Source organism: Streptomyces sp. NBC_00012 (assembly GCF_045040875.1).
In the GTDB taxonomy this organism is placed as follows: Bacteria; Actinomycetota; Actinomycetes; order Streptomycetales; family Streptomycetaceae; genus Streptomyces.
In genome coordinates this window covers 4,272,051-4,286,354 of record NZ_CP108309.1, presented here as the reverse complement: position 1 = coordinate 4,286,354, position 14,304 = coordinate 4,272,051, and the positions used below count along the sequence as shown (strand labels likewise).

The 14,304-nt window shown below is 70.3% G+C and carries 17 protein-coding genes and 1 tRNA gene; 4 read left to right on the top strand and 14 right to left on the bottom strand.

Translation table 11 applies throughout. The features are described from left to right. Positions 1-11: 11 nt before the first annotated feature. From OHA19_RS19690 to OHA19_RS19645, 10 genes are all read right to left on the bottom strand, one after another. A complete protein-coding gene (locus tag OHA19_RS19690; RefSeq protein WP_405750956.1) occupies positions 12-809 on the bottom strand; it encodes a hypothetical protein in 798 nt (265 codons plus the stop codon). 67 nt (positions 810-876) lie between these two features. Next, the gene (locus OHA19_RS19685; RefSeq protein ID WP_405714850.1) at positions 877-1,737 is read right to left on the bottom strand and encodes an RNA polymerase sigma factor SigF; all 861 of its coding nucleotides are present in this window, start codon (positions 1,735-1,737) and stop codon (positions 877-879) included. A gap of 236 nt (positions 1,738-1,973) precedes the next feature. Beyond that, positions 1,974-2,819 carry an RNA polymerase sigma factor SigF gene (locus OHA19_RS19680; protein ID WP_405714852.1) on the bottom strand — a complete coding sequence of 282 codons (846 nt, stop codon included), beginning with the start codon at positions 2,817-2,819 and terminating at the stop codon, positions 1,974-1,976. Between the two features lie 199 nt (positions 2,820-3,018). Beyond that, complete coding sequence (locus tag OHA19_RS19675) at positions 3,019-3,312, bottom strand: Dabb family protein (RefSeq protein ID WP_266731157.1); 294 nt, start codon at positions 3,310-3,312, stop codon at positions 3,019-3,021. Between the two features lie 9 nt (positions 3,313-3,321). Further along, the gene (locus OHA19_RS19670; protein WP_356089745.1) at positions 3,322-3,486 is read right to left on the bottom strand and encodes a hypothetical protein; all 165 of its coding nucleotides are present in this window, start codon (positions 3,484-3,486) and stop codon (positions 3,322-3,324) included. Between the two features lie 230 nt (positions 3,487-3,716). Further along, positions 3,717-4,775, bottom strand: coding sequence for an FAD-dependent oxidoreductase (locus OHA19_RS19665; protein ID WP_405750954.1), 1,059 nt, complete (start codon positions 4,773-4,775; stop codon positions 3,717-3,719). Positions 4,776-4,876: 101 nt separating this feature from the next. Continuing rightward, positions 4,877-4,961, bottom strand: a tRNA-Ser gene (locus OHA19_RS19660). A gap of 45 nt (positions 4,962-5,006) precedes the next feature. Then, entirely contained in the window at positions 5,007-5,435 is a 429-nt protein-coding gene (gene tadA / locus OHA19_RS19655) for a tRNA adenosine(34) deaminase TadA (protein WP_405714859.1), read from the bottom strand. 90 nt (positions 5,436-5,525) lie between these two features. Further along, entirely contained in the window at positions 5,526-6,107 is a 582-nt protein-coding gene (locus tag OHA19_RS19650) for a hypothetical protein (RefSeq protein ID WP_405714861.1), read from the bottom strand. A 197-nt stretch (positions 6,108-6,304) separates the two neighbouring features. Further along, positions 6,305-6,514 (bottom strand): hypothetical protein, encoded by a 210-nt coding sequence (locus tag OHA19_RS19645; RefSeq protein WP_405753282.1) that lies wholly within the window; start codon positions 6,512-6,514, stop codon positions 6,305-6,307. A 103-nt stretch (positions 6,515-6,617) separates the two neighbouring features. Between OHA19_RS19645 and upp the strand changes: the two genes are divergently transcribed. Continuing rightward, entirely contained in the window at positions 6,618-7,253 is a 636-nt protein-coding gene (upp, locus tag OHA19_RS19640) for a uracil phosphoribosyltransferase (protein WP_342285244.1), read from the top strand. A 132-nt stretch (positions 7,254-7,385) separates the two neighbouring features. Here upp and OHA19_RS19635 read toward each other — a convergent pair whose 3' ends face one another. Both OHA19_RS19635 and OHA19_RS19630 read right to left on the bottom strand, forming a co-directional pair. Then, positions 7,386-7,979, bottom strand: coding sequence for a LytR C-terminal domain-containing protein (locus OHA19_RS19635; RefSeq protein WP_405753281.1), 594 nt, complete (start codon positions 7,977-7,979; stop codon positions 7,386-7,388). A gap of 181 nt (positions 7,980-8,160) precedes the next feature. Continuing rightward, a complete protein-coding gene (locus OHA19_RS19630) occupies positions 8,161-8,457 on the bottom strand; it encodes a type II toxin-antitoxin system VapB family antitoxin (RefSeq protein ID WP_072488263.1) in 297 nt (98 codons plus the stop codon). Positions 8,458-8,559: 102 nt separating this feature from the next. Between OHA19_RS19630 and OHA19_RS19625 the strand changes: the two genes are divergently transcribed. Beyond that, on the top strand, positions 8,560-10,167 hold the full coding sequence (locus OHA19_RS19625) for a helicase HerA-like domain-containing protein (protein ID WP_405750951.1): 1,608 nt from the start codon (positions 8,560-8,562) through the stop codon (positions 10,165-10,167). A 21-nt stretch (positions 10,168-10,188) separates the two neighbouring features. On the opposite strand, the gene OHA19_RS19620 is transcribed toward OHA19_RS19625, so the two are convergent. Continuing rightward, the gene (locus OHA19_RS19620) at positions 10,189-10,875 is read right to left on the bottom strand and encodes an HhH-GPD-type base excision DNA repair protein (protein WP_405750949.1); all 687 of its coding nucleotides are present in this window, start codon (positions 10,873-10,875) and stop codon (positions 10,189-10,191) included. A 210-nt stretch (positions 10,876-11,085) separates the two neighbouring features. Here OHA19_RS19620 and OHA19_RS19615 point away from each other — a divergent pair, with 210 nt between their 5' ends. Next, positions 11,086-11,901 carry a DUF4157 domain-containing protein gene (locus tag OHA19_RS19615; RefSeq protein WP_405714870.1) on the top strand — a complete coding sequence of 272 codons (816 nt, stop codon included), beginning with the start codon at positions 11,086-11,088 and terminating at the stop codon, positions 11,899-11,901. A gap of 63 nt (positions 11,902-11,964) precedes the next feature. Here OHA19_RS19615 and OHA19_RS19610 read toward each other — a convergent pair whose 3' ends face one another. Further along, the gene (locus OHA19_RS19610; RefSeq protein ID WP_405714872.1) at positions 11,965-13,287 is read right to left on the bottom strand and encodes a hypothetical protein; all 1,323 of its coding nucleotides are present in this window, start codon (positions 13,285-13,287) and stop codon (positions 11,965-11,967) included. Positions 13,288-13,497: 210 nt separating this feature from the next. On the opposite strand from OHA19_RS19610, the gene OHA19_RS19605 reads away from it, so the two are divergent. After that, positions 13,498-14,124, top strand: a complete 627-nt coding sequence (locus OHA19_RS19605; protein WP_405714874.1) for a response regulator transcription factor — start codon at positions 13,498-13,500, stop codon at positions 14,122-14,124. Positions 14,125-14,304: the final 180 nt, after the last annotated feature.

The following is a 14,304-nucleotide window of genomic DNA, read 5'->3' as shown; positions in this document are numbered from 1 at the left end:
GCTTCCATCCGTCACTTCGATACGGCGGTGACGTCCCGGGTCTCGACATGCATACCCAGGGGCACCCGCCAGGCGTCCACACAGACGGTGTACGTCGCCGTCCGCGCCGCTCCCGCGTCGATCGGCGCGGGCAGCGGCCCGGTCGACTCGACGGTCGCCCAGTCGACCCCCAGCGCACCGATGACATGCGTGGCGAAGGTGACGGTTCCCGACCGCGCCGGTGATCCTCCGGTGTTCCGGAACTCCACGGTCACCTTCTCGCACCAGCGCTCGTCCGCCGCCGCCCGCACCGGCTCGCCCACTGCCAGCACGGCGGGTCCGGAGGGTGAGCCGGATCCGGGCGCCGAGGGCGTCGAGGGCCCTGCGGAGCCGGATGCGCCCCCTGTACCGCTACCCCCTGTACCGCTACTACCACCACCGTTGCCGCCCACGCCGGTCGTGCCGGACGGCCCGGGGGTTCCGCTCGGGGTGGCCGTGCCGCCGGATCCGTTGACGCCGGCGGAGGCGCCCGGCGAGGGCTCGCGGCCGTCGGAGCGGTCTGCGGCACTCCCACCACCACCGCTGTCGCCACCGGGATCACGCTTCCCGTCGCTCCGGTCCAGCGGGACCAGCGTGACCTTCCCCGATGGCGCGACCGCCCCCGTCGGCGTTCTCCCGGAATCCGGTCCCGCCGCGCCGAGGGCCACGTAGCCCTCGTCCGCCGTACCTCCGCCGCAGGCGGCCAGTACGCCACCCAGACACAGCACAGCCGCCGAGGCGGCGATCACAGTGCCCCGGCGGCCGTTCGATCCGAGCATCTGACGTCGCATCGCGCCAGTGTGGCTGACGGACCGTCAAATCGGAACCCTTGTGCTCCGGTACGGGAGTCCACGGCGGTCAGTCGGCGATGAGCCCTTCCCTGAGCTGGGCGAGCGTACGGGTCAGCAGGCGCGAGACGTGCATCTGCGAGATGCCGACCTCCTCGCCGATCTGCGACTGGGTCATGTTGGCGAAGAACCGCAGCATGATGATCTGGCGCTCGCGCGGCGGGAGCTTGGCCAGCAGCGGCTTGAGCGATTCGCGGTACTCGACGCCTTCCAGGGCCGAGTCCTCATAGCCGAGCCGGTCCACGAGGGAGCCCTCGCCGCCGTCGTCCTCGGGCGAGGGCGAGTCCAGCGAGGAGGCGGTGTACGCGTTGCCGACGGCCAGCCCGTCGACCACGTCCTCCTCGGAGACCCCGAGCGCCTTGGCCAGCTCGGGCACGGTCGGCGAGCGGTCGAGCTTCTGCGCGAGCTCGTCGCTGGTCTTGGTCAGTGCGAGCCGTAGCTCCTGGAGCCGGCGCGGGACGCGCACCGACCACGAGGTGTCGCGGAAGAACCGCTTGATCTCCCCGACGACGGTCGGCATCGCGAACGTCGGGAACTCCACGCCCCGCTCGCAGTCGAACCGGTCGATCGCCTTGATCAGGCCGATCGTGCCGACCTGGACGATGTCCTCCATCGGTTCGTTGCGGCTGCGGAACCGCGCCGCGGCGTACCGCACCAGCGGGAGGTTGAGCTCGATGAGTGTGTCCCGTACGTAGGCACGCTCCGGGCTGTCCGTTCCATCGGGGCCGGGCCCCAGCGCGGCGAGCCGCAGGAACAGGGAGCGGGACAGAGTGCGGGTGTCGATGGCTTCCGACGAGCCGGTGAGCACGACGGGTGCGGGTTCGCTCTTCGTGAGCGTGAGCACCTTCGAGCTGCCCTGTTCTGCGGACATGCCACCCCCTTTGAGGTCGCGGACGGTCGCGTTGAGCCGCGACCATCGGAGGAACGCAGCCTCCACCTGAATACCGGCGGCGAGGCCACGGCAAACGCGGTTCCCGCAGAATGTCACATGTCGGCAACACGCTGTAGTGACATGTCGACAAGTCTTTGTCACGTCTGTGCAGTTAACAAGGGGTGCGGCGGATTCGGGCCGTCTGAACCGGACTTCGAGTGCTCTACCCGATCCGGTTAGGCATCGATCCTGTTTGCGGATCGAAGTCGGGCGAAGCTTCGGGCCAACAGTCTTGACACATGCATCTGGGAGACACCCAGTTCGGCGCTGATCTGGGACTGCGTCAGATTGCTGTAGTAACGCAGCAGAAGGATGCGCTGCTCGCGCTCGGGCAGCTGTACGAGCAGGTGCCGGACGAGGTCGCGGTGCTCGACCCCGGCGAGCGCCGGGTCCTCGTAGCCGAGCCGGTCCAGCAGCCCGGGCAGCCCGTCACCCTCCTGGGCGGCCTCCAGCGAGGTCGCGTGGTAGGAACGGCCGGCCTCGATGCAGGCGAGCACCTCGTCCTCGGAGATCTTCAGCCGCTTGGCGATCTCCGCGGTGGTGGGCGAGCGGCCATGAGCGGTCGTCAGGTCCTCGGTGGCTCCGGTGACCTGGACCCACAGCTCGTGCAGGCGCCGGGGGACGTGGACGGTCCGTACGTTGTCCCGGAAGTACCGCTTGATCTCGCCGACGACGGTGGGCATCGCGAAGGTGGGGAACTGGACGCCGCGTTCGGGGTCGAACCGGTCGATCGCGTTGATCAGGCCGATCGTGCCGACCTGGACGACGTCCTCCATCGGCTCGTTCCGGCTGCGGAACCGCGCCGCGGCGTACCGCACCAGCGGCAGGTTCGCCTCGATGAGGGCCGCCCGCACCCGGCCGTGCTCCGGGGTCCCCGGCTCCAGGTTCTTGAGCTGGCCGAAGAGCACCTGGGTGAGCGCCCTGGTGTCCGCGCCCCGAGTCCTGGCGGGCGTCGTCGTACTGTCGGGCGCCTCGGTCTGGACGGACTGGGGAGGCACTTGAGGCGCTGTACTGGCCGGCACGATGAGGCCACCCCTTTGCGGTCAACTTCGGTCAACTCATCCGTCAAAAGCGGTCATAGCATCACAAGACATGTCCACTGTGTGCAAGCACCGTATAGCGTCGTGTTGGGTTCAACTTGGTTTAAACGCCAAAAAAAGCCCCTCACCGCAATGGTGAGGGGCTCGGTGGCCGTACGGTCCGCACGCGGGACCGGCGGGATCAGAACGGATAGTCGGCGATCACCCAGGTGGCGAACTCGCGCCACTGCCCGGCGGCGGCCTGGTGCGCGGGGTGCTCGATGTACCGCTTCAGAGCGTCCTGGTCGGCGACCGCGGAGTTGATGGCGAAGTCGTACGCGATCGGCCGGTCGGTGATGTTCCAGGCGCACTCCCAGAACGCGAGCTCGGGGATCTGCCCCTCCAGCTCCTGGAAGGCCTTCACCCCGGCGACGACCCGCGGGTCGTCCCGCTCGACGCCGTCGTTCAGCTTGAACAGGACCAGGTGGCGGATCACGGTGTACTCCTACTTCACGAGCTCGGACATGAAGTCGCCGACGCCCTGTGCGGCACTCGAAACGCCTTCGAACCCTACCTGGACGAGATCAGCTGCCCGCTCCGGGGACGTGATGATCGTGTACGCCACGAAGACAACTATCACGTAGAGAGCTATCTTCTTCGCTTGCACCATCAGCCCCCGCCTCCCCTTCGATCCCCTGTTTCGATCCCTTGTGCAGTCGGGCGAGTCTATCCACACGGATGACCGCATCCCCGGGAGCCTTCAGACCCGCTCACGCCACCTTTAGGGACCAAGGACCCGGCGATCGAGGCCCTTTGCCCGCTCGTACGACCCCTGAGCAGGAGCAGGATGGGGAACGAGCCCGACGGATCCGGCAGGTACCCGAGGGCGAGGAACGAGCCTCACCAAGGGCCCACGCCGCGTGCTTCCCCCTGACCGCGACGAGGCCCGAGGGTCCGTTCCCGGGGGAAGCGGCTTGTCCCCCCGATGCCGCTTCCCCCGTCCCTTCGTCCCACACCCCCGGCCAGCAGGTCCCGCGCGTCGTAGTAGGCCCGCAGGGCGGCCTCGCTGCCGGAGCCCAGGGCGGTCATGATGCGTTGGAAGCGGGCCGAGCGGAGGTCGCCGGCCACGATGACGCGGGGATGCTGGGCGGCGGGAGGGCAGTGGCCGGAGGCGTCGCGGACGAGGTCGCCGGGCGGGGCCGTCGGGGTGCTGCCGAGGCTGAGGAACGTGGCGTCGGCTCGCAACTGTTGCCGGTCGCCGTGCCGGTCCAGGACTTCCGCGGTCGGCTGCGTGGCGTTCGGCGGGTGCAGGGTCAGGTGCTCGGTGGGGAACAGCGTGACGCGTGGGTCGTCGCGGATCTCCTCGACCTTGTAGTCGTCGCTCGCCGGATACGCCACCAGCAGACGGGTGCGGGTGCCCGGGTGGGCGCGCAGGAACGTGCCGATCGGCCGGTCGCCGCCGAGGACGAGGAGGGTGCGGCCCTCGGCGTCCTTCGCTTCGGCCCGCCAGAGCGGTGGCAGGGAGGGGAGAGAGGAGGGGGAGGGAGTGGTGATCCAGGGGGTGTCTTGGGGCTGGAGGGGGCCGACTCCGGTGGCGACGATCGCGTATGCGGCGGTCAGGTGGCGTTCGTTGTCGAGGGTGACGGCGATGTGGTCGTCAAAGGCGCGCAACTCGGTGACGGACCGGCCGAGTTCGATGCGGCAGAGCTCGGTGCCGTGCAGTTCCGTGGTGATGGCGGTGGCCAGCGAGGTGCCGTCGGTGTGGCCGCCGAGGACGTTGTCCAGGGCCGGGATCCGGTACAGGTTGCGGCACAGGGCGTCCGGCTCGACCAGGATCGAGCGCATGCCCACGCTCGCGGCCGTACGGGCCGCCGCGCAGCCGGCCGGGCCTCCGCCGGCGATGAGGAGGTCGGCGTCGAAGGAGTCGTCGTGACCGGTGGGGTGCGGTGTGGCGGCCATGGGGTCATTTCAGCACCGTCGCCCCGGCAGGGCGGCCCTTTCCCGGGGTACGGGGAGAAACTCGAAGGGCCCGACGCGATGCGTCGGGCCCTTCACAAGAGCGGTAGCGGAGGGATTTGAACCCTCGGTGAGTTTCCCCACACTCGCTTTCGAGGCGAGCTCCTTCGGCCGCTCGGACACGCTACCGAGAGAGAGCTTAGACCATCCCGGGCCGTGGACAGAAATCGGTTCTCAGGGGGTGCGGAAGAAGGACGTCAGGAGGCTTGCGCACTCCTGCTCCAGGACGCCGTGGATGACCTCGGGGCGGTGGTTGAGCCGGCGGTCGCGTACGACGTCCCAGAGGGAGCCCGCCGCGCCCGCCTTCTCGTCGCGGGCGCCGTAGACGACCCGGTCCACGCGGGACTGGACCAGGGCGCCCGCGCACATCGTGCAGGGCTCCAGGGTGACGACCAGGGTGCAGCCGGACAGCCGCCACCGGCCGAGGGCCGCCGCGGCCCTGCGGATGGCGAGGACCTCGGCGTGCGCGGTCGGGTCGCCGGTGGCCTCGCGTTCGTTGTGGCCCGTGGCGAGCGGGGTGCCGTCCGGGCCGAGCACGACGGCGCCGACCGGCACATCGCCGGCCGCCGCCGCCAGATCGGCCTCGGCCAGGGCGCGGCGCATGTGCGCCCGCCACGGGTCTCTCACGGGGTCGTGCGGTTCTGGCGTTTCCGGTGGTCCTTGCGGGTGCGGTGGTTCGCTCACCCGCGGACCCTAACGGACGGTCTCCAGGACCTCGGCCGCGCCCAGCGCGTCCGCGATCTCCGCCATGGCGTCCGTGCGCAGCATCAGCAGCTCGGCCTCGGGGAGCCCGAGGTCGGCCAGGATCCGGGTGTCGCCGAGCGGGCCCGCCGGTACGGCGTCGGCGTCGAGGTCGTCGTCATCGTCGCTGGAGTCGGAGTCGGAGTCGGATTTGGAGTTGGTGTTGTCGGGGGTGGTGTCCGGGTCGCCGTCCTCCGTGTCGTCGAGGCCGACGAGCTCTTCGAGGGCGGCGATCGTGTCCTCGGCCCCGGGTTCGCGGCCGAGCAGTTCGTCGGTGAGCAGGATCTCCCCGTACGAGGAGCGTGCGGCGGCGACGGCGTCCGAGACGAAGATCCGGGGATCTTCCTCACCGTCCACCCGGACGACGCCGAACCAGGCGTCCTCCTGTTCGATGAAGACGAGCACCGTGTCCTCGTCCACCGAGGCCTCGCGGGCCAGATCCGTCAGGTCGGACAGGGTCTCCACATCGTCGAGCTCCGTGTCGCTCGCTTCCCACCCGTCTTCGGTGCGCGCGAGCAGTGCGGCGAAGTACACCGTGACTCTCCCACTGGTCTTAGGGGTGTCGGTCCGGCGGGAGGGCAGTCGGTGGTCCGGCTGTCCTGGGTCCCGCCCATCGGAATCGTGGCAGAAACAACGGCTCCAGGAGAGGAGTTCGGCCGTTGAGTCGGCCATCAGTTCTGCCGGACGCCGCCACCAGAGGGACGCCGGGGGATGCCGGGACGGCCGGCCGGCTACCAGCGGAAGGTGCGCATACGCATGGCCTGGCGCATCCGGGCCGCCCTGGCACGGCGGGGCTGCACCCGGTCGCGGAGGGCCTTCGCCTCGTGGAGCTCGCGCAGGAACTGGGCGCGTCGTCTGCGGCGCGCCGCGTCGGTCTCCTCCGGGTCCTGCTGGACCTGTGCGTCCTGCGGGTCCCGCTTCCGCTTCTCCCCGTCCGGCATCGGCTCATCACCCCAAGGCTGGGTCCGCATGCCCCCACCTTCCCCCCGAACATGCGGTTGATGCCAGCGCACGGGTGCGGGAGGCACGGTTACTGTTGAGCCCATGCGGATCCACGTCGTCGACCACCCACTGGTCGCGCACAAACTCACCACCCTGCGCGACAGGCGCACCGACTCCCCGACCTTCCGGCGGCTCGCCGACGAGCTGGTCACCCTGCTCGCCTACGAGGCCACCCGGGATGTGCGCACCGAACAGGTCGACATCGAGACCCCGGTCACACCGACGACCGGTGTGAAGCTGTCGCACCCGCGGCCGCTGGTCGTGCCGATCCTGCGGGCCGGCCTCGGCATGCTCGACGGCATGGTGCGGCTGCTGCCGACCGCCGAGGTGGGCTTCCTGGGCATGATCCGCAATGAGGAGACGCTCCAGGCGGAGACGTACGCCACCCGGATGCCGGAGGACCTCTCCGGCCGCCAGGTGTACGTCCTGGACCCGATGCTGGCCACCGGCGGCACGCTGGTCGCGGCCATCCAGGAGCTGATCAAGCGCGGCGCGGACGACGTCACCGCGGTCGTGCTGCTCGCGGCGCCCGAGGGCGTCGAGGTGATGGAGCGCGAGCTGGCCGGTACGCCGGTGACCGTGGTCACCGCCTCGGTCGACGAGCGGCTCAACGAGAACGGCTACATCGTCCCCGGCCTCGGCGACGCGGGAGACCGGATGTACGGCACGGCCGACTAGGGCCTCGTTTGGATCAGGCCGGATCCAAACGAAAGACCCTGGGCCTGTCGTCGAACTGCCGTCTGCCGCGAGGCGTCCGGCACGCACGTTCGGGCCTTCCGCGTACGGCTGCCGGGGTGGCCCCGGCAGCCGTCAGCAGGACGGTGCGGGGGCCGGCTTCGTCAAGGCGGCGAGGGCCGCGGCTGCCGACCCGGGCGTGTTGAACGTCTTGAACTTCGTACCGAGAATCAGATCGACGTCCGCCGTCCTGCGGGCGTCGGTCTTCGGTGTGGCGCCCACCAATTGCGTACCGAGGACCGGGAACGGGCCGTTCGTGGCCGAGGGGGCGCCCAGCAGCACCCCGGGGCCCGGGACCTTCTTGTCGTACGCGGCCGGGGCGTTCCCCACCTTGCCGATGGTGAAGCCGCGCTTCTTCAGCTCGTCGGCCGCCTTCTTGGCGAGCCCGCTGCGCGGTGTCGCGTTGTAGACGTTGACGGTGATCTTCGCGGGCTTCGGCAGCACCTTCGCGGGTGCGGACGGCCTGGCGGTGGGGCAGTCCGTCTTGTGGTCGGCGGCGCTGGCCTTCCGGTCGCCGCCGGTGAAGACGTCGATGAGCTGCATCGTGCCCCATCCGGCCAGCCCTAGGGCGACCACGGAGGCGGTGGCAGCGAGGATCAGTTGGCCGCGACGCCGGGGGCGCCGCATCCGCGGATACTTGTCGCCCGTGATGCGGTACTTTCCGCCCATGCCGGGGGGAGTGAGCATGCTCATGGGCGCAGCGTAGTGCGGCCCGGTGATGATGCCTACTAAATGATCAATGGATCGCACCCGTCCGAGTGCGAAAGCACCCGAACGAACCCCGGAGCGGCCCGTGGGTCGCACAGGGTCTCGCCGGTGCCGCCGGTCCCGCGGCCGGGGCCCGCTTCGGTCAGCCGAGTTCGAGCACTCGGGCGTGGAGTACCTGGCGTTGCTGAAGCGCGGCGCGGACCGCGCGGTGCAGTCCGTCCTCCAGATAGAGGTCGCCCTGCCACTTCACGACATGCGCGAACAGGTCACCGTAGAACGTCGAATCCTCGGCGAGGAGGGTTTCGAGGTCCAGATTGCCCTTGGTGGTCACCAGCTGATCGAGGCGGACCGGGCGCGGCGCGACGTCCGCCCACTGCCGGGTGCTTTCCCGGCCGTGGTCGGGATAAGGCCGCCCATTTCCGATGCGCTTGAAGATCACACGGAAAGCCTACCGGGCAAGAGCCTCGGGGCGCAGCCATGGGGCAGTACTGCAATGCTGGTAAGAACGCCACAAATGCAGGCATTTCGGAATGGGGCCCCGATGAGTGACAGCGAGAGCGCGGCCGAAAGTGCCGGTGGGCTGCCGGAGCCGGCCCGGGAGATCGCCGCCGGGTACGCCGTTTCCGGGGACGCACTCGATCTGGGCGCGCTGCTCTGGGACGGAACCTGCCTGCCGGACGCGCAGATCCGGATCCCGCTGGCCATGCTCAACCGGCACGGACTCGTCGCGGGTGCCACCGGAACCGGAAAGACCAAGACGCTCCAGCTGATCGCCGAGCAGCTCTCGGCGGGTGGGGTCCCCGTCTTCCTCGCCGACATCAAGGGCGATGTCTCGGGCATCGCCGCCCCCGGCGCCCCGGGCGACCGGGTCACCGAACGGGCCGGGCAGGTGGGGCAGGTGTGGGAGGCCGAGGGCTTTCCGTGCGAGTTCTACGCGCTCGGCGGCATCGGCCCCGGCATCCCGCTGCGCGCGACGGTCACCAGCTTCGGCCCCGTACTCCTGTCCAAGGCGCTGGAGCTCAACCAGACGCAGGAGCAGTCGCTCGGCCTGATCTTCCATTACGCCGACTCCAAGGGCCTGGAGTTGGTCGACCTCAAGGACCTGCGGGCCGTGGTCGCCTTTCTCGTCTCGGACACCGGGAAGGCCGAGCTCAAGGGGATCGGCGGTCTGTCCACGGCCACCGCGGGGGTGATCCTGCGGTCGGTCACCGCCTTCGAGCAGCAGGGAGCGGGCGACTTCTTCGGTGAACCGGAGTTCGACACGGCCGAGTTGCTGCGGCAGGCCCCGGACGGGCGCGGGATCGTCTCCGTACTGGAACTGGCGGCGGTGCAGGACAGGCCCCGGCTCTTCTCCACCTTCCTGATGTGGCTGCTCGCCGATCTCTTCCACGATCTGCCGGAGGTCGGCGACCTCGACCGGCCGAAGCTCGTCTTCTTCTTCGACGAGGCGCATCTGCTTTTCGACGGGGCCTCGAAGGCGTTCCTGGAGTCGATTACCCGGACCGTGCGGCTGATCCGTTCCAAGGGCGTCGGCATCTTCTTCGTCACGCAGACGCCCCGCGATGTGCCGGCGGAGGTGCTGGCGCAGCTCGGGAACCGGGTGCAGCACGCGCTGCGCGCTTTTACCCCGGACGATGCGAAGGCGCTGCGGTCGACGGTGAAGACATTCCCCAATTCGCGGTACGACCTGGAGGAGCTGTTGACGCGGCTGGGCATCGGCGAGGCCGTGATCACGGTGCTGAGCGAGAACGGCGCGCCGACGCCGGTCGCCGCGACCCGGCTGCGGGCGCCGCGGTCGCTGATGGGGCCGTGTCCGGCGGCGGAGCTGGATGCTGCCGTGAAGGGGTCCTCGCTGTACGGGAGTTATGCGCAGGCGGTGGACCGGGAGTCGGCGTACGAGAAGCTGAGTGCCGGTCAGGAGGCGGAGCGGCGCTCGGCCGAGGCGGAGGCGGCGGACCGGGCGGCGGTGGAGGAGGCGGTTCGTGGCGAGGGGGTGCGCGGGGCCGGGAAGGCGGGCAAGGAGGAGATCTCGCTGGTCGAGCAGGTGGTGGGTAGCGGGATGTTCCGGTCGCTGGCCCGGTCCGTGGGTACGCAGCTGGGCCGGGAGATCTCGCGGTCGCTCTTCGGTACGGCCCGCCGCAGGCGGTAGCAGGTGGCCGGTGGTGCGGGGTCAGTTCTCGGCGGCGCGTTTGGCCGCCTTGGCCGCCTTGGCCGCCTGCTTCGCGTGCTGCTTGTACGCGCGGACCTCGGCGAGCGATTTTGGGCCGGTGATGTCGGCGACCGACCGGTGCGAGCCGGCCTCGCCGTACGGCCCCGCGGCCTCCCGCCAGCCCTTCGGCCGGACCCCGAACTGCTTCCCCAGCAGCGCCAGGAAGATCTGGGCCTTCTGGGTGCCGAACCCGGGCAGCGCGTTCAGCCGTTTCCGCAGCTCGGCCCCGTCGGGGACGTCGGTCCACACCGCGCTCGCGTCGCCGTCGTACTCGGCAACCAGGTACTGGCACAACTGCTGGACCCGCTTGGCCATGGAGCCGGGATAGCGGTGCAGCGCAGGCTTCGTGGTGAAGAGTTCGGTGAACGCCTCCGGGTCGTGGGCGGCGATCTCATGGGCGTCCAGATCGTCCCCGCCCATCCGCTGCGCCAGCGAGTACGGGCCGGAGAAGGCCCATTCCATCGGCACCTGCTGGTCCAGCAGCATGCCCACCAGCGCGGCGAGCGGACTGCGCGCGAGGAGCTCGTCCGCCTTCGGCTCCTGGGCGATCCGCAGAGTGATGTGCTGGTCCTTGTCGCTCCTGGCCGTGTTGCTTCCGGCTGCGCCGCTCCCGGCCGCGCTGTTCTTGGCCACGTTGCTCTTGGTCATGCCATCGATCATCCCGACGGCGGTGCGGCGCGGCCACTTTGCTGCCCGCCGGTGCAGCCGTTTGCCGTACGGACGGAGCGGGTGCCCGAAGGGGCAGCGCCGGCTGCCCCCGGCCGGCGGGGTCCGGGCTGGACTGGGCAGCGAGGCGTCGTGAAGGTGGAGAGGTGAGGCCATCACGGCGCGCCTTCGACCGGGGCGCGGTCAGGAGAGATGACGATGCACGCACCGGAATGGGACCAGGAACACGGCCACGACCACGAGCGGGATCGCGGGCACGGGCATGAGCACGACGAGCCGGTGCACGCTTCGTGGGCCTCCGGGGGCCGGGAGCCCGCGGACACCCCGCACCTCTACCGTGCGGCGGCGGCCGGGCGGCCCGATGTGGTCGGGTCCGGCGGCATGAGCGTGCTCCAACGGGCGGTCGGCAACAGCGCCGTGGGGTCGATGCTCCAGCGCAAGGAGGAGGAAGAGCGCTCCCCCGTGCACGACGTGGTCCGGTCGGGCGGAGGGCAGCCGCTGGACACCGACACCCGCGCCGACCTGGAGGGGCGGATGGGGGCGGACTTCTCCGACGTACGCATCCACACGGACTCCGCCGCCCACGAGTCCGCGAAGGGCGTGGGCGCCCACGCGTACACCGTCGGCAACAACGTGGTCTTCCAGCGGGACGCCTACGACCCGTCCTCGCCACAGGGCCGCACCACGCTGGCCCATGAGCTGACCCATGTGATCCAGCAGCGCAACGGTCCGGTGGACGGTACGGAGGCGGCGGGCGGGATCCGGGTGAGCGATCCCTCCGACCGGTTCGAGCGGGAGGCCGTCGCGAACGCCGACCGGGTGTTGTCGGACCCGGCTCCGGCGTCGGGCCCGGAGGCGGTTTCGGCTCCTGCTACGGCGTCGGGGGCGGCCGCCGTGCAGCGGGCCGCGACGGAGGACGAGGACGAGCAACCAGCGGATGTGCAGGGCTCGTTCGTGCAGCGCGCGAAGGAAGGGGCCGAGGAGGAGGAAGAGGCCCCGCCCGAGTGAGGGACGGGGCTCCGGCGGGGCGATGGCATCACACAACACCCGCGCCCCTGCCGCCCCGCCCCGTCAGTCCGCCGTGTCCGTCTTCATCGTGCCGCCGAGGAACAGCGACTCCGAGCACCGCGAAGGCGTCGGCGCGTTCACCGGCTTGCCGACCTTCCGGCAGTCCACGGTCATCGAGACCTTGCCGCCGGCGGGCACCAGGATCGGCGTGACGAAGTGGTAGTCCGAGTCCCGGAAGTTCTCCAGCGCCAGCCGGAGCACGGGCGCGTCCCGGCCCGAGGAGACGACGAGCGTTCCCGCGTCGCCCTGCGGGTTCTGGACCACTATGTCGGTCAGCTGGAACGTGTGCCCCGCAGGCACCTGGAGGGCCGTCGAGGAGTTCGACCCGCCACCCACCGAGTCCCTGACCTGCACCTGAGCACTGGTCGGGGCCGCGGCCGACGCATCGGAGTCCGCACCGGGGCTCGGTGAGGGGCTGGGCTTCGGCGAACCCCCGTTCGCCCCGGAGGAGTCGCCCCCGCCCGACGCCGCACCGGCCGAGGACCCCTTTTCGGGCGCCTTGCTCTTGTCGGCCGCGGCGGCGGACCGTACCGCGTCCGGTGTGATCGCCTCGCGGGCCGCCGACTTCACGGCCGGGCGCAGCAGCGCGTACCAGAGCCCCACCAGCGCGATCAGCAGAACGGCCGCGGTGATCAGCGCCCGGGGGAGCCAGCGCGGCAGGATCGGTTCCTGCTGGTACGAGCCGTCCACGACGACGGGGGCGACCGGAGCCTCTCCCTCGGCCACCTCCGGGGTGGCGGCCAGCTGGAAGGGGTGCGTGACCGGGATGCCGCGCCACACGCGTTTGGCGGGCCGGATCCGCACCTTCCCGAACTCCGCCCGCCCCGGCGCGATCACCAGTGCGTCCGCCGCGAACGAGACCCGTGCCCGCTCCGTGCCCGACTGGGCCCCCAGCCGCACGGTGACCGGGGCGTTCCCCCGGTTGTCGACGGCGAGCTGGTGCCTGCCGCGCCAGGCGCCGTGCGAGCTGCGCGGTACCAGTTCGGCGGTCGTCTCGGTGAAGGGGAGTACGGTCACCCGCCCTTCGGGCACCACCGTGTCGCCCTGCTCGCTGGTGGGCACCACCCGTATCCCGAAGGGTGTCTCGCCCGCGAGCACGGTCGAGTCCCGGGGCGGACGCAGTACGAGGGAGACCGTCTGCGAGTCGCCGGGATACAGCGAGAGCGTCGCCGGCTCGACCGTCGACCAGGCGGCACAGGCGCCGGCCACCTCGAAGCGGTACTCCTCGACGGTGCTGCCGGAGTTGAGGATCCGCAAGGGGAGGGCCGTCTCCTCGCCCGGTGCGGCAGTGACGGACGAATCGTCGAGGCTTGCCGTGAGACTCATAGGCGGCACCGTAGGTTCGTCGTTGCGCGCCGACATCGACCGTGAAGGAACACTTCCGGGCAGATTCTGTGCCCGGATCGGCCTTTTTGTTTCCCTGTAGGGATACGCGGGCATCTTTTGACCGCCTCAGACGATTGAGGCACACGAAAACAGCCGTGTTGGTTGTGTTCGCTGCGACGCCATCGGCTGTTGCCCAGGGGGAGCATTGCCATGGAGCGCATCACTGTTGCATTAAGAGCCCAGGATCCGATCTCACAAGCGGGCGTGGCCAGCCAGTTACGTACCCGGCCCGAAGTCAGCGTGACGGAGTGGGGGGAGGGCGACGCCTCTCCTCGGATCGTGATCGTCGTCGTGGACACGGTCGATGAGGCGGTGTTGACGATGCTGCGCCACATCCAGCGCACCAGCACCTCACGCACCGTACTGGTCACCACGGACATCGACGAGCAGAAGCTGGTGAGTGCCGCTGAGTGCGGTGTCGCCGGTGTGGTCAGGCGCTCCGAAGCGACTCCGGAGCATCTGGTGCAGGTCATAGGGACGGTGGCGCGGGGCGAGGGCCATCTGCCGTCCGACCTGCTGGGACGGCTGCTGGAGGAGGTGGGCCGCCTCCAGGGACAGGTGCTCGGCCCGCGCGGGCTGCACTTCACCGGTCTCGCGGCGCGCGAGGTGGATGTGCTGAGGCTGGTCGCGGAGGGGTACGACACCGCGGACATCGCCACGAAGCTGGCCTATTCCGAGCGCACCATAAAGAACGTGCTGCACTCGGTGATGACCAGGCTGCAGCTACGGAACAGGTCGCATGCGGTGGCGTACGCGATGCGGCAGGGGCTTATCTGAGCCGACCCGCGCGGGTGCGTATGCCGCCCCGGTGGAGCCCCCACTGCCCTTTCGGGCAGCGGGGCCTTCCCGAGGGTGTGACTCCCGCACCGCTGTGCGTCCGCCGCCGGTACAGGACCCTGACGTCCGACGGTGTGCCGATCGGGCGAGGGTGGGGGAGGACTTCCGTGCGCTGGTTAC